Raw genomic sequence first — 19426 nt, 5'->3', positions numbered from 1 at the left:
GTAACGCCCATCGTGTTGCTCATGCGTGCCCACGGGATGACAAGTGAGAGAAATTGTTGGCACTGGGTGCCTTGTCAGGTGTCACGGAGTGCCATACGTTGAAGGTGTCCGGGCGGCCGGCGTGCTGAGACCTCATACGTACGCCGGCTGTCCCCGCAACCACCGTGCTGCGCGCCCGGACGCCTGCGTCACAGGCACCTTCTGCTCCACCGGGCAAAGCCAGCTCCACCTGCCGAACCGACGGCAACACCTCCACACCGCACCGCTCCCCCTGCCAGCAGGGCCCCTCGAGCGTTCCCTCGACGCCGCATCACCGGAGGCAACACCGTGAAGGAAATCCTGGACGCGATCCAATCGCACGACAGCACCGCCGCGGACTTCGCGGCCCTGTCCCTCCCCGAGTCCTACCGCGCGATCACCGTGCACAAGGACGAGGCGGAGATGTTCGCGGGGCTCGAATCCCGCGACAAGGATCCGCGCAAGTCGATCCACCTCGACGACGTCCCGGTCCCCGAACTCGGCCCCGGCGAGGCCCTCGTCGCCGTGATGGCCAGCTCGGTGAACTACAACTCCGTCTGGACCTCGATCTTCGAGCCCGTGTCGACGTTCAGCTTCCTGGAGCGCTACGGAAAGCTCAGCGAGCTGTCCAAGCGCCACGACCTGCCGTACCACGTCATCGGCTCCGACCTGGCGGGCGTCGTCCTGCGCACCGGGCCCGGCGTGAACGCCTGGAACCCGGGCGACGAGGTCGTCGCGCACTGCCTCTCGGTCGAGCTGGAGTCCTCCGACGGCCACAACGACACGATGCTCGACCCCGAGCAGCGGATCTGGGGCTTCGAGACCAACTTCGGCGGCCTGGCGGAGATCGCGCTCGTCAAGTCCAACCAGCTGATGCCCAAGCCCCGGCACCTCAGCTGGGAGGAGGCCGCGTCCCCGGGCCTGGTCAACTCGACCGCGTACCGCCAGCTCGTCTCGCGCAACGGCGCGGGCATGAAGCAGGGCGACAACGTGCTGATCTGGGGCGCCAGCGGCGGACTCGGCTCCTACGCCACCCAGTTCGCCCTGGCCGGCGGCGCCAACCCGATCTGCGTCGTCTCCTCCCCGGAGAAGGCCGACATCTGCCGGGCGATGGGCGCGGACGCGGTCATCGACCGCAACGCCGAGGGCTACAAGTTCTGGAAGGACGAGCACACCCAGGACCCCAAGGAGTGGAAGCGCTTCGGCAAGCGCATCCGCGAACTCACCGGCGGAGAGGACATCGACATCGTCTTCGAGCATCCGGGCCGCGAGACCTTCGGAGCCTCGGTCTACGTCACCCGCAAGGGCGGCACCATCACGACCTGCGCCTCCACCTCGGGCTACATGCACGAGTACGACAACCGCTACCTGTGGATGTCCCTCAAGCGCATCATCGGCTCGCACTTCGCCAACTACCGCGAGGCGTGGGAGGCCAACCGGCTCATCGCCAAGGGCAAGATCCACCCGACGCTCTCCAAGGTCTACTCCCTGGAGGACACCGGCCAGGCCGCGTACGACGTCCACCGCAACCTGCACCAGGGCAAGGTCGGCGTCCTCGCCCTGGCCCCCCGCGAGGGCCTCGGCGTGCGCGACCAGGACATGCGCGAGCAGCACATCGACGCCATCAACCGCTTCCGCAACGTCTGAGGTTCCCCGATGAACGAACGTCAGAAGGACCGGCCCTGGCTCATGCGGACGTACGCCGGTCACTCGACCGCCGAGGCGTCCAACGAGCTGTACCGCCGCAACCTCGCCAAGGGCCAGACGGGGCTCTCGGTCGCCTTCGATCTGCCCACGCAGACCGGATACGACCCGGACCACATCCTCGCCCGCGGCGAGGTGGGCCGTGTCGGTGTTCCCGTCTCGCACCTCGGTGACATGCGGCGGCTGTTCCAGGACATCCCCCTGGAGCAGATGAACACCTCGATGACGATCAACGCGACCGCCATGTGGCTGCTGGCGCTCTACCAGGTGGTCGCGGAGGAGCAGGGGGCCGACCCCGACAAGCTCCAGGGGACCACGCAGAACGACATCGTGAAGGAGTACCTCTCGCGCGGGACGCACGTCTTCCCGCCGGTGCCCTCGCTGCGGCTGACCACGGACATGATCACGTACACGGTCAACCGCATCCCCAAGTGGAACCCCATCAACATCTGCAGCTACCACCTCCAGGAGGCGGGGGCCACCCCGGTCCAGGAGATCGCGTACGCCATGTCGACCGCCATCGCGGTGCTCGACGCGGTCCGCGACTCGGGCCAGGTGCCCGAGGAGAAGTTCGGGGACGTGGTCGCCCGGATCTCGTTCTTCGTGAACGCGGGCGTCCGCTTCATCGAGGAGATGTGCAAGATGCGCGCCTTCGGCCGCATCTGGGACCGCGTCACCCGCGAGCGGTACGGCATCGAGAACCCCAGGCAGCGGCGTTTCCGCTACGGCGTCCAGGTCAACTCCCTCGGGCTGACCGAGGCGCAGCCGGAGAACAACGTCCAGCGCATCGTCCTGGAGATGCTGGCCGTCACCCTCTCCAAGGACGCCCGCGCCCGCGCCGTACAGCTGCCGGCCTGGAACGAGGCGCTGGGGCTGCCCCGGCCCTGGGACCAGCAGTGGTCGCTGCGGATCCAGCAGGTGCTGGCGCACGAGAGCGACCTGCTGGAGTACGAGGACATCTTCGCCGGTTCGCACGTCATCGAGGCCAAGGTGGACTCGCTGGTCGAGGAGTCGCTGGCGGAGATCGACCGGATCCAGCGGATGGGCGGCGCGATGGCGGCCGTCGAGTCCGGCTACCTCAAGTCGGAGCTGGTCTCCTCGCACGCGGCGCGGCGGGCCCGGATCGAGGCGGGTGACGAGAAGATCGTCGGCGTCAACATCTATGAGACCACCGAGCCCAACCCGCTCACCACCGACCTCGACGGCGCGATCATGACGGTCGACCCCGAGAACGAGGCCCGGGTCGTGGCCGCCCTGCACGAGTGGCGGGACAACCGCGACGACGCACGGGCCTCGGAGGCGCTGGCCGCGCTGAAGAAGGCCGCCGCGGGCACCGAGAACATGATGGAGGCCACCGTCGAGTGCGCCCGCGCGGGCGTCACCACCGGCGAGTGGTCCTGGGCCCTGCGGGACGTCTTCGGCGAGTTCCGCGCGCCCACCGGGGTCTCCTCGGCCCCGGTGGCGGTCACCGCCGAGCCGGGCAGCACGCTCGCCCTGGTCCGCGAGAAGGTCACCCGTACCGCCGCCGACCTGGGCGTGGGGCGGCTGCGCCTGCTGGTCGGCAAGCCGGGGCTGGACGGGCACTCCAACGGGGCCGAGCAGATCGCGGTACGGGCCAGGGACGCCGGGTTCGAGGTCGTCTACCAGGGCATCCGGCTGACCCCCGAGCAGATCACCGACGCGGCGATCGCCGAGGACGTGCACTGCGTGGGCCTGTCGATCCTGTCCGGCTCGCACGCGGAGCTGGTCCCCGACGTCCTGCACCGGCTGCGCGAGGCCGGGGCCCCGGACATCCCGGTGATCGCGGGCGGCATCATCCCGCCGGCCGACGCCGCCGCACTCGTCGAAGCCGGTGTGGCCGCCGTCTTCACCCCGAAGGACTTCGGCATCACCGAGATCATCGGCCGTATCGTCGACGAGATCCGGAAAGCGAACAAGCTCGACCCTCTGGAGGTCCCCGCATGACCACGCCCACCCCCTCGGTCAACCGTCTGCGCCCGCGCCGTTCGTGTCTGGCCGTGCCGGGCTCGAACCCGCGCTTCCTGGAGAAGGCCCAGGGCCTCCCGGCGGACCAGGTCTTCCTGGACCTGGAGGACGCCTGCGCGCCGCTCGCCAAGGAGGGCGCGCGCCACACCATCGTGGACGCGCTGAACAACGGTGACTGGAGCGGCAAGACCCGGGTCGTGCGGGTCAACGACTGGACGACCCACTGGACGTACCGGGACGTCATCACGGTCGTCGAGGGCGCGGGTCCGAACCTCGACTGCATCATGCTGCCGAAGGTCCAGGACGCCCAGCAGGTCGTGGCGCTGGACCTGCTGCTGACCCAGATCGAGAAGACGATGGGCTTCGAGGTCGGGAGGATCGGCATCGAGGCGCAGATCGAGAACGCCAAGGGCCTGGTGAACATCGACGCCATCGCCGCCGCCTCGCCCCGCCTGGAGACGCTGATCTTCGGCCCGGCCGACTTCATGGCCTCGATCAACATGAAGACCCTGGTCGTCGGCCAGCAGCCGCCCGGCTACCCGGCGGACGCCTACCACTACATCCTGATGCGCATCCTGATGGCGGCCCGCAGCCACGACCTCCAGGCGATCGACGGCCCGTTCCTCCAGATCCGCGACGTGGACGCCTACCGCGAGGTGGCCGGCCGCGCCGCCGCGCTCGGCTTCGACGGCAAGTGGGTGCTGCACCCGGGTCAGGTCGACGCGGCGAACGAGGTGTTCTCGCCCTCGCAGGAGGACTACGACCACGCGGAGCTGATCCTCGACGCGTATGACTGGTGCACCTCCGAGGAGGGCGGCAAGAAGGGCTCCGCGATGCTCGGCGACGAGATGATCGACGAGGCCAGCCGCAAGATGGCGCTCGTCATCGCGGGCAAGGGCCGGGCCGCCGGAATGCGGCGCACCTCCAAGTTCGAAGCCCCGGAGGCCTGATCATGCAGTTCGGACGCACCTATGAGGAGTTCGAGGTCGGTGCGGTATACAAGCACTGGCCCGGAAAGACGGTCACGGAGTACGACGACCACCTCTTCTGCCTGTTGACCATGAATCACCACCCGCTGCACATGGACAGCAACTACGCGGAGAGCACCACCGACTTCGGAAAGAACGTGGTCGTCGGCAACTACGTCTACTCGCTGCTGCTCGGCATGTCGGTGCCGGACGTCTCCGGAAAGGCCATCGCCAATCTTGAGGTCGAATCGCTGAAGCACATCGCGCCGACCTTCCACGGCGACACGATCTACGGCGAGACGACCGTGCTGGACAAGACGCCGTCGAAGTCGAAGAGCGACCGCGGCGTCGTGTACGTGGAGACCAGGGGCTACAAGCAGGACGGCACCGTCGTCTGCGTGTTCCGCCGCAAGGTGATGGTCCCCACCGAGACGTACATCAAGGAGCGCGGCGGAGAGCAGCCCGGCCGCCCGACGCCCGCCAGCTGACCGCCCGACGCCCCGAGACCATCCGCGTGAAGCCACAGGAGAAGCAGCCATGACGCGACTCGCCCAGACCGCCGGTCTGAACGACATCCAGCGGGAAATCCTCGCCACGGTCCGGGATTTCGTCGACAAGGAGATCATTCCTGTCGCGACCCGGCTGGAGCACCGCGACGAGTACCCCACGGAAATCGTCGAGGGACTGAAGGAACTCGGCCTGTTCGGGCTGATGATCCCCGAGGAGTACGGGGGTCTGGGCGAGTCGCTGCTCACCTACGCGCTGTGCGTGGAGGAGATCGCTCGCGGCTGGATGAGCGTGTCGGGCATCATCAACACGCACTTCATCGTGGCCTACATGCTCAAGCAGCACGGCACGCAGGAGCAGAAGGACACCTTCCTGCCGCGGATGGCGCTGGGCGAGGTGCGCGGGGCCTTCTCGATGTCGGAGCCGGCGCTCGGCTCGGACGTCTCGGCGATCTCCTCGAAGGGCGTGAGGGACGGCGAGGAGTACGTTCTCAACGGCCAGAAGATGTGGCTGACGAACGGCGGAACGTCGACTCTGGTGGCCGTGCTCTGCCGAAGTGACGAAGGCCACTCGGAGGGCACGGCGCCCCACAAGTCGATGACGACCTTCCTGGTCGAGAAGGAGCCCGGCTTCGGAGAGGTCCGGCCCGGCCTGACCATCCCCGGAAAGATCGACAAGATGGGCTACAAGGGCGTCGACACGACCGAGCTCATCATGGACGACCTGCGCATTCCGGCCAATCGTGTCCTCGGGGGCACGACCGGCCGAGGGTTTTACCAAATGATGGACGGCGTCGAGGTCGGGCGGGTGAATGTCGCCGCGCGTGGTTGCGGGGTCGCGCAACGTGCGTTCGAGCTGGGCGTTTCGTACGCACAGCAGCGCCACACCTTCGGCAAACCGATCGCCCAGCACCAGGCGATCCAGTTCAAACTGGCCGAAATGGCCACCAAGGTCGAAGCCGCTCATGCGATGATGGTCAATGCGGCACGCAAAAAGGACTCCGGGGAACGAAACGACCTGGAGGCAGGGATGGCGAAGTACCTCGCCTCCGAGTACTGCAAGGAAGTCGTCGAGGACGCCTTCCGTATCCACGGCGGTTACGGCTTCTCCAAGGAGTACGAGATCGAGCGCCTCTACCGTGAGGCACCGATGCTGCTGATCGGTGAAGGTACCGCCGAGATCCAGAAAATGATCATTGGCCGGCGCCTCTTGGAGGAGTACCGATTCCAGGGCTGATTGTCCCTTTCGAGGCGATTTGGTGGCGAAGAACATCACACCAGGTCACCCTCGGCGGGTGCCATTCCGCCGTCCGACTCGGCTGCTGGCTTGCCCAGTTGCGCCCGGCAACCGATAGCATCGCCGGAAAGCCGCCGTCCCCCGTTGCCAGCGCGGCATCATCCGCTACGAAGGTCATTCATGCCCGACAGCACTTCCTCCGCATCCCGCGGCGGGGTCCGCATCGCCCGCGGAGCATCGCCGTGGCTCCTGCCGACCGTCGCCACCGCAGCCCTCAGCCTGGCCCGCGCCCGCAAGTCGGGGCGCTGGGCAGCAGCGGCTGTGCCCACCACCGCGCTCGCGGCGGGCATGCTGTGGTTCTTCCGTGACCCCGAGCGCGAGATCACTGACGGCCGGGTCATCTCCCCGGCCGACGGTGTGGTGCAGAGCATCATGCCGTGGAAGGACGGGCGCACCCGCGTCGCGATCTTCATGAGCCCGCTCAACGTCCACGTCAACCGTGCTCCGCTGGCGGGCACCGTGACGTCGGTCGAGCACATCCCGGGCGGCTTCGTTCCGGCGTTCAACAAGGAGAGCGAGAACAACGAGCGCGTTGTCTGGCACTTCGACACGGAGCTCGGCGACATCGAGATGGTGCAGATCGCGGGAGCGGTCGCCCGTCGGATCGTGCCGTACCTCCCCCAGGGCACGAAGGTGGAGCAGGGCGAGCGCATCGGCCTGATCCGCTTCGGGTCCCGCGTGGACATCTACCTCCCGGAGGGTATCGATGTCGCGGTCGAGGTCGGTCAGGCCACCACCGCGGGGGTGACTCGAATTGACCGTGATTGATCCTGATACCAAGGCCGGCTGGGTGCCGGAGGCCGACGACGAGAGCGACGTCGACGGCGCGGAGGAGATGCCGCTCTCGATGCGGCTGTCGATAGCGGACACGCTCACGCTCGGTAACGCGACGTGCGGGTTCATGGCGGTGTACTTCACCACCACGGGCATTCTGATCCCGCACCTCACGGGCAGCGACGAGACGGGCATGGCCCGGCACTCGGCCGCCACCGCCGTGATCCTCATGCTGATGGCCGCGATCTTCGACCTGTTCGACGGTCTCGTGGCGCGCAAACTGCGCTCCTCGCCGATGGGCGCCGAGCTGGACAACCTCTCGGACCTCATCAGCTTCGGGCTCGCACCGGCCTACTTCGTGCTCGTGTACGGCATGGTCGCCGACGACGCCCATCAGCGGGTGTCGGCGCTGGCGGCGATCGTCGTGTTGCTGGCGGTGGTGCTCAGGCTTGCGAGATTCTCCTGCGTGACGTTGAAGGACGGCATGTTCCAGGGCATGCCGAGCCCCTTCGGAGCGCTGACGGTCGTCTCGATCGTGCTCCTGGAGCTGCCCTTCCCGCCGACCCTGCTGGCGATCGTCGGTGTGGCATGGCTGATGGTGAGCCGGGTGGAGTACCCCAAGCCGCGGGGCATCCTCGCGGTGGCGATGCTCGGCTGGATCGTGGCCGCGATGGGCCTGCTCGCCGCGTGGGCGTTCGACGCGCCCGGCGGTCAGCTGCTGCTCCAGACGGGCTGCGCGCTCCAGGTGGTGCTCGGCGCGGTGATCCCGCTGTTCGCCACGGCACGACGGGTGAACACGTTCCGTGACAACCGGCGCGAGGCGCGGGCGGCACAGCTGCCGTAGCGGCGGATGAACGAATCAGGGCGAGGGCCCCGGATGCTTCCCGGCATCCGGGGCCCTCGTGCGTGTCCCCGGCACGCTCGGGCGTTCCCCGGCACTCGTGTGCGGCGCTTACCATCCCGCGCGCCGGTGCGCCAGAGGCGAAACCCCGCTGTCGGCTGAGCCGTTCCGCCGACCGGTTGAGTACCGGCTTCCCGTCACCGGGGCGCTGCCCGCTTCTAGAGTCGCCTCGCTACCGACGCCCGGGCTGTTCGGCCGGGGTACGGACCAGGGGACCGGGGGCCCGATGATGAAGCTGATGCCGGTGGGAACACGCGTAGTGGCGGTCGCGGCGGCGGGGGTGCTACTGGCCGGGTGCGGCGGGTCGGCGTCCAAGGACGGGAGCGGGCCGGACCCGGAGCCGAGCGGATCGGCGAAGCAGGGCGGCCGGGCGGCCGACGGCACGAAGACGGACGTGACGGGGAAGCCGGACACGAAGGAGTCCACGCTGCCCGGGGTGCTGCCCAGCGCCTACTCCTTCACGCCGAACCCGGCGCGGGTGCCGAAGGACGCGGACCGGGCGCGGGAGCTGACCCGTAGCGCCGCGCTCGGGGAGACCGACTGGACCGCCGGGATGGTCCGGCACACACCGTACGAGAGCGGTGGCACCTGGCCCGTGCTGGCGGACTCCTGTGTCTGGAGCCGCTCCGCACTGCCCGATGGGGTGCTGGACAGCTTCACCCGGCGGCTCGACGTACCGGCGCGGGACGGCAGGGGCCGCGTCCGGGGAGCGGTGACCGTGACCGTGCACCGGAGCGTGGCGGGTGCCGAGAAGGAGATCGAGGACACCGTCCAGGAGAGCTTCCGCTGCCCGCGGCAGGAGCTGGGCGGCGGGCAGCGCCTCAGCGGTCTGATGTCGCTGCGGTTCGACCAGAAGGACGTGCGCAACGCGGACGCGTCGCTGTTCGAGGCGGGAAAGTACAGCGGCCCGGGGTCGGGCGGGATCCAGGACTACGTGTGGACCAAGTCCCGGATCGGTCCGGTGACGACGGCCGTGTCGGTCAAGGGCGCGAAGGGCTACAAGAACAGCGACCTGCTGCGGATCGCCGCCGAGGGCGGCGCCAAGGTGCTCTACCGCGTCGAGCTGGAACTGAAGTGACCGCCGGCCCGGACGAAAGGCACTGACCCCTGATGGAACCGTTCCGTTCCACCGACCCGGCACGCGTCGCCGGGTACCGCGTCCTCGGCCGGCTCGGCGCCGGGGGCATGGGCGTGGTGCTGCTGGGCCGGTCGCCCGGTGGCGCGCTGGTGGCGATCAAGCTGATCCGCGCGGAGTACGCCGACGACAGCGCCTTCCGCGCCCGCTTCCGGCGGGAGGTGGCCATCGCCCGGCAGGTACGCAACCGGTGGGCGGTGCCGGTCGTCGACGCCGACACCGAGGCGCCGGCCCCGTGGCTGGCCACCGAGTTCGTGCCCGGGCCCGCGCTGAGCGAGGCGGTCGGCAGCGGGGGGCCGCTGCCGGAACGCGGGGTGCGGGCGCTGGGCTCGATGCTCGCGGAGGCGCTGGAGGCCGTCCACGCGGCGGGGCTCGTGCACCGGGACGTGAAGCCCGGCAACGTCCTGCTGGGGCTGGACGGGCCCCGGCTGATCGACTTCGGGATCGCGCGGGCCCTGGACGACACCGTCCTCACGGCGACGGACGTGATCGTCGGCTCCCCCGGCTTCCTCTCGCCCGAGCAGGCGCAGGGGCGGCGGATCGGCCCGGCGAGCGACGTCTTCTCGTTGGGCTGCGTCCTGGTGTACGCGGCCACCGGCGGGCGGCCGTTCGGCAGCGGTCCGGCGGAGGCGATGCTGTTCCGCACCGTGCACGACGCGGCGGACCTGAGCGCGCTGCCGCCCGGGTTGGTGCCGGTCGTCGAGGCGTGCCTGTCCAAGGACCCCGGGGACCGTCCGGCGGCGGCGGACATCCGCCGGGCGTTCGCCGAGGACGTGTCGGGCGGCAGTTGGCTGCCCGGTCCGGTCACCCATCTGATCGCCGAGCGCTCGGCGCGGATGCTCGCCCTGCCCGACATCGACGCGACGAGCCTGGACGCCGGCACGGCGGGCGGCCCGGGCGCGGAGCCGGGCACCGGCACGGCGGGGACCGGAACCGGCAGCCGGGACACGGCCGCCCTGCCGGCCTCCCCCGCCCGTCGCCGCTTCCTCGCGTACGTCGCCGGCGGCGCGGCGCTCGCGGCGACGGGCGGTACCGCCGCCTGGCTGGTCTCCTCCGGCGACGGCGGGGGAACGGGCGGCGGCGAGGGGGGTGGCGGGAAGACGGCCCGCCCGGAGCTGCGCATCGGACTCCAGGCCGACCTCAGCGGCCCGTCGGCGGCCCTCGGCACGGGACAGGACCGGGCGGCGCGGCTCGCGGTGGCGGAGCACAACGCGCGCGGGGACGCGCCGTTCACGCTGCGGCTGACCACGATCGACGACGGGGGCGACGAGCAGCGGGCGAGGGCGGCGGTGCGCCGCTTCGCCGAGGACCCGCTGCTGGTGGCCGCCCTGGGCGCGACCGGCACGGACGCGGCGCGGGAGGCGCTGGTCGCGTACGACGAGGCGGCGCTGCCCCTGCTCAGCGTGGTCGACGGGGACATCCGGCACCTGAACCGGATCTTCCTGTGCGCCCGGCCGCGCAACGACATGCAGATGCTGCCGGTGGCCCAGTTCCTCGGGGCGTACGAGATCGAGCGGGTCGCGCTGGTGGACGACGGCACCGAGTACGGCCGGCAGACCACCCGCTTCCTCGACACCGGGCTGCGCGGCAACGGGCGCACGGTGCTCGCGGAGACCGTGCGGGAGGGCGCCCGCGATCTGGACGCGCAGGCCGTGCGGATCGCCGCGAAGCGGCCGGGCGCGGTGGTGTACGGGGGCGGGTGGCGGGATGCCGGACGGTTCGCCAAGTCGCTGACGAGGGCCGGGTTCCTGGGGCCGAAGATCGCCACCCAGGCCGTGCACGACCCCCGGTTCCTGGCGGAGGCGGGCGAGGACGCGGCGGGCTGGCTGGTCGTCTCGACGGCCGCCGATCCCGCTTCGGTGCCCTCGGTGCACCCGTTCGCCGCCGCCTACCGCAAGCGCTTCGGCGGCGCGCCCCCGCTGTTCGCGGCGGAGGCGTACGACGCGGTGGGACTCATCGCCGCCTGCGTCGAGGGGCTGGGCCGGGAGCAGGTGAGCCGCCAGGACCTGCTGCCCGCGCTGCGGACGACCTCGTACAAGGGCGTGTCCAAGAGCTACGCCTTCGAGCCCGCCAACGGGATGTACACCGGGACCGGGGTCTTCGTCTACCGCGTGGAGCGGGGGCGCTTCCGCTACATCGGGACGGACGGCCGGGAGGTCTGACCGGGCGTCACCGGCCGGACCCCCCGGCGGCGGTCAGGAACCGGCGGTGAAGGACTCGGCGGCCTCGGCGACCTCGGCCGGCCGGACCACCTTCAGCCCGCCGGCGGCACCGGCGTCCGGCTTCATGATGACGCTCTCCCGGGTGGACGGTGCCTTCGGGTCCGAGAAGTCGTGCGACACCCCGAACTCGCTCCCGTACCCCTTGATCGTGAGCAGCGCCTTGTCGATGCCCTCGCGGGTCAGGTCCTTGTCGTCGCAGGCCTTCGACAGGGCCTCGCCGAACACGGAGGCCGCCGTGTAGCCGGCGACGACGCCGTTGTCGAGGACGTCCTTCGGGTACTGGGCGGCGTACTCCTTCGCGAGCTTGGCGGGGCCGTCGCCCGGGTCCCCGATGGGCAGTGTGGAGGCGGCGATGTAGTAGTCCTTGAGCAGGGCGGGGCCCGCCTGGGTCTTCAGCAGCTGCGGGGCGAAGGCCGAGTTGTTCCCGACGACCGGGACCGCGAAGCCGGTGGCCGCCGCGACGCCGACGAGCGAGGCCGCCTGGCGCGGGCCCGCGCTGACGATCACGGCCTTGACCCCGGCCTGCTTGAGGGCGGCGACCTGGGCCGTCATGTCGTTGTCGGTCGGCTTGATCTTCTGCTCGACGATGGTCAGCCCGGCCTCCTTCGCCGCGTGCTTCGCGCCGACGAGCGCGTTCTCGCCGTAGTCGCCCTCGAAGTACACATGGCCGATCTTGTCGCCCTTGGCGATGCGCTTCTCGGCGAGGAGATAGTCGATGAGGTTGATCGTCTCGACGTCGTAGGAGGCACCGATGACCCGGATGTACGCGGAGCCCAGCAGATTCGCCGACCAGGCCTGCGGCAGCACGAGGCCCTTGTCCTGGCCGTCGATGCGCTGCTCGACGGCGGCGACGAACGGGGAGCCGATGAACTGGGCGAAGCCCACCACCTTCGGCTCCAGCTCGGTGTAGGCGGCGATCGCCTTCTGCGGATCGTATCCGTGGTCGCGGACCGTCAGTTCGATCTTCCGGTCGCAGATGCCGCCTTCCTCGTTCGTCTGCTTGACCCACAGCTGCTGCGCCTGCGTGACGCTCTTGCCCAGCGAGGCGTAGACGCCGGTCATGTCGGTCAGCGCACCGAGGGAGATCGTCGAGGAGGAGACCCCGGGGCCCGTCTTGATCCCGCCCTCGCCCTCCTCGGCCGCCTTGTCGTCGGTCGCCTTTCCGCTGCACCCGACGAGGGTGACGGCGAGGGTCGCGACCACGGCCGTGAGCACTCTGAGTTTCATGACTTCTCCCCTGGGTTCTTCGGAGTCTTCGGGTTCTTCGTGCGGGCGAGGCCGAGGCGGGCGAGGCCGCCGGGCAGGAACAGGACCGCCGCGACCACCGCGGCGCCGTACAGATAGCGGGATGCCTCCCCGGGTGCCAGCCCGCCCGTGCCGGGGGCGGAGACCAGCGGCAGGGAGTCGCTGTAGTGCGTGAACACCTGCGGGAGCAGGGTGACGAAGGCGGCGCCGATCACGGCTCCGCCGACGCTGCCGAGCCCGCCGATGACGATCATGGCGAGGTATTCGAGGGAGAGGATCATGCCGAAGTACTCGGGCACGGTCCGCTGGAAGACCAGGGCGAGCAGGACGCCCGCGAGGCCCGCGTACATCGAGGACAGGACGAAGACGCCGGCCCGGTAGCGGGCCACCGGCACGCCCATCACCCCGGCGGCGATCCGGTGGTCGCGGATGGCGTTCATGGCCCGTCCGGGCCGTCCGCGCAGCACCCCCCGGGCGAACAGCGCGCTCAGCAGGAGCGCGACCAGGCCCGCGTACCAGAGCTTCTCCGAGGAGCCGAACGGCACCGCGGCGACGACGACTTCGGTGTCGTCGAAGGTGAAGCCGAACAGCGACAGCGGCGGTACGGCCCGGCCGTTGTATCCGCCGGTCAGTGAGCCCGCGTTGAACAGGACGTGCTGCCCGATGAAGATCAGCGCGAGGGTCGCGATGCCGAGGTAGGCGCCGCGCAGCCGGCCGGCGATGGGGCTGAAGAGCCCGCCCGCCGCTCCGGCGAGCAGTACGGCGAGGATCGCGGCCAGCCAGGTGGGCAGCCCGAGTCCGGTCAGCGTGTGCCCGTTCTCGGTGCTGCTCCCGCCCGCCAGGACGCAGTAGCCGTACGCGCCGACGGCGAGGAAGAACGCGTGGCCCATGGAGAGCTGCCCGGTGGCGCCGGTGAGCAGGTTGAGCCCGATGGCGCCGATCGCCGCCGCCATCGCGAAGAGTCCGGCCTGGAGCCAGAAGCGGTCCAGGTAGAAGGGGAGGACGAGGAGCAGGAGGGAGCCGATGAGGACGGCGTACGTACGGGGTCGGCGCAGCCGGTCGGTGAGGCTCTCCGTGCTGCCGCCGGGTGCGGTGGCCTGCGTGGCGGGGGCGTCGGGGGCCGGGGCGGCTTCGGCGGTGGTGTCAGACACGGGCCAGCTCCTTCGTGCCGAAGAGTCCCGCGGGCCGGATGAGCAGGACCGCCACCATCACCAGGTAGGGCGCGAGGTCGCCGATGCCCCGGCCGAGGAAGGAGAGGTCGCTCTGGTAGCCGGTGGCGAACGACTCGGTGACGCCGACGATGAGTCCCCCGGCGAGCGCCCCGGTGGTGGAGTCGAGTCCGCCGAGGATCGCGGCGGGGAACGCCTTGAGCGCGGCGAGCGAGGTGGCACGCTCCAGGCCCGGGGTCGGGAAGACGGTGAGGAAGAGGGCGGCGACGGCGGCGAGCGCTCCGGCGACCGCCCAGGCGGCGAGCGAGACCCGCCCCAGCTTGATGCCCATGAGCGCCGCCGTCTGCGGGTTCTCGGCGGCGGCGCGCATCGAGACGCCCCACGAGGTGTAGCGGAAGGCGAGCAGGAACACCGTGATCAGCAGCCCGGCGGCGAGGAACGCGGCGATCCGGGTCTGGGCGAGGGTGATGCCGCCGATGTGGACGACCTCGTTGCCCCAGGGGTCTCCGAGGGCGAGCACGTCCGTGCCCATCCGGCGGGTGAGTTCGGTGATCAGGAGGATGTCGACGCCGATGGTGACGATGGCCAGGACGCTGTGGTCGCTGCCCCGGTAGCGGCGCATCACGAAGAACTCGATGGCCGCCCCGACCGACGCCGCGCCCGCGATCCCGACGAGCAGCGCGGGCCAGAACCCGATGTCGTCGTGGAGCACGGCGGTGACGTAGCCGCCCGCCAGCAGCAGGGAGGCGTGGGCGAAGTTGACGACCTCGGTGGCCTTGAAGATGACGACGAACCCGAGTGCGATGAGCGCGTACACCGAGCCGATCGACAGGCCGCCGAGGAGGAGTTCGAGAGACGTGGTCATTGAGGTGCTCCCAAGTAGGCCTGGACGACGGCCGGGTCGTTCTGGACCTCGGCGGGGGTGCCCCCGGCGATCCGTCGTCCGAAGTCGAGTACGGTCACCGCGTCCGCGAGCCGCATCACCACCCCCATGTCGTGCTCGACCAGCACGATGGAGATACCGAGGCTGTCGCGTACGTCGGCCACGACGGCGGCGGTACGGCGGCGCTCGTCCGCGGTCATCCCGGCGATCGGCTCGTCCAGCAGCAGGACCTTCGGCTCCATGCAGAGGGCACGGCCCAGCTCGACGAGCTTCTGCTGTCCGTACGGCAGCGATCCCGCCGGGCGCTCCAACTCCCCTTCCAGGCCGATGAATCCGGCGATCTCGCGGACCCGGTCGCGGTGGCGTCTCTCCTCGCGGGCCGCGGAGGGCAGCCGCAGGCCGGTGGCGAGGAACCCGGAGCGGGTCAGCCGGTGGCGGCCGAGCAGGAGGCTGTCGGCGACGGTGGCGTGCGGGGGCAGCGCCAGGTTCTGGAAGGTGCGCGCGACCCCGAGGTCCGCGATGGCGTGCGGCGGAAGCCCGGTGAGTTCGGTGCCGCCGAGGCGGACGTGTCCGGAGGTGGCGCGGTAGACGCCGGACAGGACGTTGAAGCAGGTGGACTTGCCCGCGCCGTTGGGCCCGATGACGGCGTGCACACTGCCGGGTTCGACGGTGAACGAGACGCCGTCGAGGGCGGTGAGTCCGGAGAAGCGGACGGTGACGTCCTGGACGGCGAGTGCGGCCGTCGTGCTGTGCGCGGAGGCCGTGGCGGTGGTGGTCACGCGGACCACCTGCTCAGGGTGCGCCGGGTGCGGGCGGCCGGGTCCGCGTCCGCCGCCGCGTCCTCGTCGACGACGCCGAGGTAGCGGCGGCGGACCTCGTCGGACGTGGCGAGTTCGTCGGCGGGCCCGGACAGGGCGACCTCGCCGACGTCGAGGACGTACGCCGTGGAGGCGAGCCGCAGCGCGATCGCCGCGTTCTGCTCGACGAGCATGACGGAGGTGCCGCTCGCGTTGATCTCCTGGACGGTCTCGGCGATCCTGGCCGCCATCAGCGGGGCGAGGCCGAGCGAGGGCTCGTCCAGCAGGAGCAGCCGGGGCCCCGCCATCAGGGCGCGGCCCATCGCCAGCATCTGCTGCTCGCCGCCGGACAGCAGCCCGGCCCGCTGGTGCGCGCGGTCGGCGAGCACCGGGAACAGCTCATGGACGCGGGCCAGTGCGGCGCCCGTCTCCTTGCGTCCGCCGCGCGCCCCGAGGGCGCCCGCCCGCAGGTTGTCGGCCACCGTCATCCGGGCGAAGACCTGTCGGCCCTCCGGTACCTGGACCACTCCGGCGGCCACCACCTGGGCGGGCCGCAGCCCCTCCAGGGGGCGGCCGTCGAACCGGATGGTGCCGGTGCCCGTCCCGCGGTGGAAGCCGAGGGTCCGCGACACGGCCCGCAGCAGCGTGGTCTTGCCCGCGCCGTTGCCGCCGAGCACGGCGGTGATCCCGCCGTCCGGCACATCGACGGAGATGTCGCGCAGCGCCCGGACCGGGCCGTAGCCGACGGACAGCCCGCGGATCTCTAGCGTTGCCATGCGTCCTCCTCCTTCCGCCTTGTCGTCCCGTGTTCACCTGTCGTGCTCATCGGTGAAGGCATGGCGTCGTGTGTGGTGCCACAGACCAGCACCGGGCGGGAGGCGCGTCCACGGCGCGGGACCGACTCGATGCGGGCGACCAGCGAACGAAGGGCCTCGTTGTGCACGCGCACAGACGCGGTGACGGGCGGGCGCCCGCCCGCGCGGGCGCTGGCATCCTCATCGGTCATCAGGAACGCCCGGAACCGGGGACGGAGCGGCGGATGCGGCGTGGGACGCGGTACGGGGCCCTGCTCGGCCCGCTGCTTGCCGGCGGGGCGCCACCGGACCTGGTGGAGCGTGCGGCGCGCGGCCTCGGGCTGCCGGAACGAGGGCGTTACGCGGTGGTGGTGCTGGGCGCGCCCGTGCCGGAGGGCGCGGTGGCGGAGGGCCCGGACGGGGACGGGGCGCGCTGGTGGTGGTGCGGTGCGGAGGACGGGGACGTCGCGGTGGTGCTGCTGGGTGCGGCGGGCCCGGCCGGGGCGGTGGCGTGGCTCGGGGCGCACGGGGCGGGGCCGGGAGGCATGAGTCCGGTGGTGGGCTCGCCGGCGGAGCTGGGCGCGGCGCGGCGGCTCGCGGGCACGGCGCTGCTGACGTGTGCGCCCGCGAGCCGGGAGGTTGTACGGCTCGACGAGCGGCTGCCGACGGCCCTGCTGGTAAGCGGTCCGGAGCTGTCGGCCCGGCTCCTCGCGGAGGTGTTCGGCCCGCTGCTGGCACTGGTTCCGGCGGAGCGGGCGGTGCTGGTGGGGACGTTGGAGGCGTGGCTGGAGTGCGGGGGTTCGGTGGGGCGGGCCGCGGTACGGCTGCGGTGTCATCGCAACACGGTGTTCAACCGGTTGCGACGGCTGGAGCGGCTGACCGGGCGCTCGTTGTCACGGCCACGTGAGCTGGTCGACCTGGTGCTGGCGCTGGACGTACTGAGACTGTCGTCCGCCCGGGCGTGAGGCGAGGGGCGTGCGTGGTGCGGGCGGGGCGAGATGCGGGCCCGGCGCGGCGAGGCGCGGGCGCGGCAAGGCGAGGCGCGGGCGCGGCAAGGCGAGGCGCGACGGCCCAGGATGCGGCGCACCCCGGGCCGACGCGAGGCGCGACGGCCCGGGGTGCGGTAAAGGCCCGGCGTCTGCTCGGGCCCCTCCCCGCGCTCTCCCCCAACGGTCAGCTACCCGCACGCCTGCCCCCCGTACGCCCGCTCCCCATCAGCGCGGCAGGAAGTCCCGGGCGATCGACTCCGCCGTCCGCTCCAGCAGCGGCCCGGCCTGGGCCATGGAGACGGCAGGGTCCGGTTCCAGGTCGGCCAGGGCGTAGGCGCGGCTGATGCCCGCCTTCTCCAGGGCCTCCGGGGCCAGGGCGAGCCGGCCGCAGACCGCGACGACCTCGATCCCGGCCGCGCGGGCGGCGGCGGCGACCCCGGCCGGGGCCTTGCCGTGCAGCGTCTGCTCGTCCAGCGAGCCCTCGCCCGTGATGACCAGCGTGGCGCGGGCGAGCGCGGGGGCGAAGCCGAGCACGTCGAGCATCACCTCGATGCCGGGGCGGAAGCGGGCGCCGAGGGCGACGAGCGCCCCGTAGCCGATGCCTCCGGCCGCGCCCGCGCCGGGCAGGCCCGCCGTCTCCGGACCCAGGATCGAGGCGTAGTGCGCCAGGGCCGCGTCGAGGACCGCGATGTCCTCCTCGCTCGCGCCCTTCTGACGGCCGTACACCTCGGGGGCGCCCTTGGGCCCCGTCAGCGGGTTGTCCACGTCGCTGGCCAGGACCAGGTCGATGTCCGCCAGCCGGGGGTCGAGCCCCGAGAGGTCGGCCCGGGCCAGCTCCGCGAGAGGGCCGCCGCCGGGGCCCACGGGCTTGTCGTCCGCGTCCAGGAAGCGCGCTCCGAGGGCGGCGAGCATGCCCGCGCCGCCGTCCGTGGTGGCGCTGCCGCCGACCCCGAACACGATCGTCGTCGCCCCCGCCTCCAGGGCGGCCAGCAGCAGCTCGCCCGAGCCGTACGTGGTGGCCGTGAGCGGGGCGAACACCCCGTCGGGCAGGTGCTGGAGGCCCGAGGCCTCGGCCATCTCCACCACGGCGGTGGACCCGCGCAGGGCGTACGCCGCCGTCACCGGGTCCCCGAGGGGGCCGGTCACCCGCGCCTCGCGGCGCTCGAATCCGGCGGCCACCGCCGCCGCGACCGTACCGTCGCCGCCGTCCGCGACCGGCAGGGTCTCCACCCGCACCTCGGGGACGACGCGCCGCAGCCCGGCCGTCACCCGCTCCGCGACCTGCACGGCCGTGAGCGAGCCCTTGAACTTGTCCGCCGCCACGAGCACGCGCGCGGTCTCCACATCTGCTCCGTCCGTCACCTTGCATCCCTTGCTTTCGAACAGGCAGTCGCGCCGCCCCGACCTTATCCGCACACCCCCGGATCTGCCCATGGCCGTCCACGGCCGCGCGATCCGGCTCACGCCACTACGCTGTCGGCCGTGACGACTCCCGACGCCGGCTACACCACGTACATCGCCGGGCTCCCCCGGGTCCTGTCCGGCGCCGCCTCGCTCTTCCGCGACGTCGAGGGACGGCTCCTGCTCGTCGAGCCGAACTACCGCGAGGGCTGGGCGCTGCCCGGCGGCACCGTCGAGTCGGAGACGGGCGAGGGCCCCCGGCAGGCCGCGCGGCGCGAGACGGCGGAGGAGATCGGCCTCGACCTGGCGCCGGGGCGCCTGCTCGCCGTGGACTGGGTGCGGGGCGCCGGCCGCCCGCCGATCGTCGCGTACCTGTACGACGGCGGGGTGCTCACCGCGGACCAACTGGCGGCGATCCGGCTCCAGGAGGACGAACTGCTCTCCTGGAGGCTGGTGGCGCCCGCCGATCTGGACGGCTATCTGCTCGGCTCGCTCGGCGGCCGGGTACGGTCCGCGCTGGCGGCCCTGGCGTCCGGCGGCGGGGCCGTGGAGCTGGAGGACGGCGAGCCGGTCGCGTAGGCCGGCCAGAGCTGCCCGGCCCCGCCGCCGGACAGGCGGTCGGCCGTGCTCGCCCGGT

Annotated in this window: 17 protein-coding genes; 11 read left to right on the top strand and 6 right to left on the bottom strand. The window is 71.6% G+C overall.

Going from position 1 to position 19426, the window contains the following annotated elements; all coding sequences use genetic code 11:
- Nucleotides 1–327 precede the first annotated feature (327 nt).
- The 9 genes from ccrA (at nucleotide 328) to PSQ21_RS31035 (ending at nucleotide 11451) form a co-directional block, all read left to right on the top strand.
- Nucleotides 328–1665, top strand: a complete 1338-nt coding sequence (gene ccrA, locus PSQ21_RS31075) for a crotonyl-CoA carboxylase/reductase (RefSeq protein WP_274034629.1) — start codon at nucleotides 328–330, stop codon at nucleotides 1663–1665.
- 9 nt (nucleotides 1666–1674) lie between these two features.
- The gene (locus PSQ21_RS31070) at nucleotides 1675–3687 is read left to right on the top strand and encodes a protein meaA (protein ID WP_274034628.1); all 2013 of its coding nucleotides are present in this window, start codon (nucleotides 1675–1677) and stop codon (nucleotides 3685–3687) included.
- On the top strand, nucleotides 3684–4658 hold the full coding sequence (locus PSQ21_RS31065; protein WP_274034627.1) for an HpcH/HpaI aldolase/citrate lyase family protein: 975 nt from the start codon (nucleotides 3684–3686) through the stop codon (nucleotides 4656–4658). The genes PSQ21_RS31070 and PSQ21_RS31065 overlap by 4 nt, the downstream gene beginning before the upstream one ends.
- 2 nt (nucleotides 4659–4660) lie before the next feature.
- Nucleotides 4661–5164, top strand: a complete 504-nt coding sequence (locus PSQ21_RS31060) for a MaoC family dehydratase (protein WP_274034626.1) — start codon at nucleotides 4661–4663, stop codon at nucleotides 5162–5164.
- Between the two features lie 49 nt (nucleotides 5165–5213).
- Nucleotides 5214–6419, top strand: coding sequence for an acyl-CoA dehydrogenase family protein (locus tag PSQ21_RS31055; protein WP_274034625.1), 1206 nt, complete (start codon nucleotides 5214–5216; stop codon nucleotides 6417–6419).
- Nucleotides 6420–6599: 180 nt separating this feature from the next.
- The gene (locus PSQ21_RS31050; protein ID WP_097869728.1) at nucleotides 6600–7247 is read left to right on the top strand and encodes a phosphatidylserine decarboxylase; all 648 of its coding nucleotides are present in this window, start codon (nucleotides 6600–6602) and stop codon (nucleotides 7245–7247) included.
- Nucleotides 7248–7269: 22 nt separating this feature from the next.
- Entirely contained in the window at nucleotides 7270–8097 is an 828-nt protein-coding gene (pssA, locus tag PSQ21_RS31045; RefSeq protein ID WP_179892369.1) for a CDP-diacylglycerol--serine O-phosphatidyltransferase, read from the top strand.
- A gap of 286 nt (nucleotides 8098–8383) precedes the next feature.
- Complete coding sequence (locus tag PSQ21_RS31040) at nucleotides 8384–9232, top strand: hypothetical protein (RefSeq protein ID WP_274036023.1); 849 nt, start codon at nucleotides 8384–8386, stop codon at nucleotides 9230–9232.
- A 32-nt stretch (nucleotides 9233–9264) separates the two neighbouring features.
- Nucleotides 9265–11451, top strand: coding sequence for a bifunctional serine/threonine-protein kinase/ABC transporter substrate-binding protein (locus tag PSQ21_RS31035; RefSeq protein ID WP_274034624.1), 2187 nt, complete (start codon nucleotides 9265–9267; stop codon nucleotides 11449–11451).
- Nucleotides 11452–11484: 33 nt separating this feature from the next.
- Here PSQ21_RS31035 and PSQ21_RS31030 read toward each other — a convergent pair whose 3' ends face one another.
- The 5 genes from PSQ21_RS31030 to PSQ21_RS31010 are packed head-to-tail and all read right to left on the bottom strand — an operon-like array spanning nucleotide 11485 to nucleotide 16381.
- Complete coding sequence (locus PSQ21_RS31030; protein WP_274034623.1) at nucleotides 11485–12738, bottom strand: ABC transporter substrate-binding protein; 1254 nt, start codon at nucleotides 12736–12738, stop codon at nucleotides 11485–11487.
- The gene (locus PSQ21_RS31025; RefSeq protein ID WP_274034622.1) at nucleotides 12735–13907 is read right to left on the bottom strand and encodes a branched-chain amino acid ABC transporter permease; all 1173 of its coding nucleotides are present in this window, start codon (nucleotides 13905–13907) and stop codon (nucleotides 12735–12737) included. The genes PSQ21_RS31030 and PSQ21_RS31025 overlap by 4 nt, the downstream gene beginning before the upstream one ends.
- Complete coding sequence (locus tag PSQ21_RS31020) at nucleotides 13900–14790, bottom strand: branched-chain amino acid ABC transporter permease (RefSeq protein WP_274034621.1); 891 nt, start codon at nucleotides 14788–14790, stop codon at nucleotides 13900–13902. The genes PSQ21_RS31025 and PSQ21_RS31020 overlap by 8 nt, the downstream gene beginning before the upstream one ends.
- A complete protein-coding gene (locus tag PSQ21_RS31015; protein ID WP_274034620.1) occupies nucleotides 14787–15587 on the bottom strand; it encodes an ABC transporter ATP-binding protein in 801 nt (266 codons plus the stop codon). Before PSQ21_RS31015 ends, PSQ21_RS31020 begins: the two co-directional genes overlap by 4 nt.
- Nucleotides 15584–16381, bottom strand: coding sequence for an ABC transporter ATP-binding protein (locus tag PSQ21_RS31010; protein WP_274034619.1), 798 nt, complete (start codon nucleotides 16379–16381; stop codon nucleotides 15584–15586). The genes PSQ21_RS31015 and PSQ21_RS31010 overlap by 4 nt, the downstream gene beginning before the upstream one ends.
- A gap of 263 nt (nucleotides 16382–16644) precedes the next feature.
- Here PSQ21_RS31010 and PSQ21_RS31005 point away from each other — a divergent pair, with 263 nt between their 5' ends.
- Nucleotides 16645–17364, top strand: a complete 720-nt coding sequence (locus PSQ21_RS31005) for a PucR family transcriptional regulator (protein WP_274034618.1) — start codon at nucleotides 16645–16647, stop codon at nucleotides 17362–17364.
- 249 nt (nucleotides 17365–17613) lie between these two features.
- Here PSQ21_RS31005 and PSQ21_RS31000 read toward each other — a convergent pair whose 3' ends face one another.
- Nucleotides 17614–18732, bottom strand: a complete 1119-nt coding sequence (locus tag PSQ21_RS31000; RefSeq protein WP_274036022.1) for a glycerate kinase — start codon at nucleotides 18730–18732, stop codon at nucleotides 17614–17616.
- A 138-nt stretch (nucleotides 18733–18870) separates the two neighbouring features.
- On the opposite strand from PSQ21_RS31000, the gene PSQ21_RS30995 reads away from it, so the two are divergent.
- Entirely contained in the window at nucleotides 18871–19368 is a 498-nt protein-coding gene (locus tag PSQ21_RS30995) for an NUDIX domain-containing protein (protein ID WP_274034617.1), read from the top strand.
- Nucleotides 19369–19426 lie beyond the last annotated feature (58 nt).

The sequence above is a fragment of the Streptomyces sp. MMBL 11-1 genome, assembly GCF_028622875.1.
GTDB lineage: Bacteria > Actinomycetota > Actinomycetes > Streptomycetales > Streptomycetaceae > Streptomyces.
This window is presented reverse-complemented; position numbering and strand designations above follow the sequence as displayed.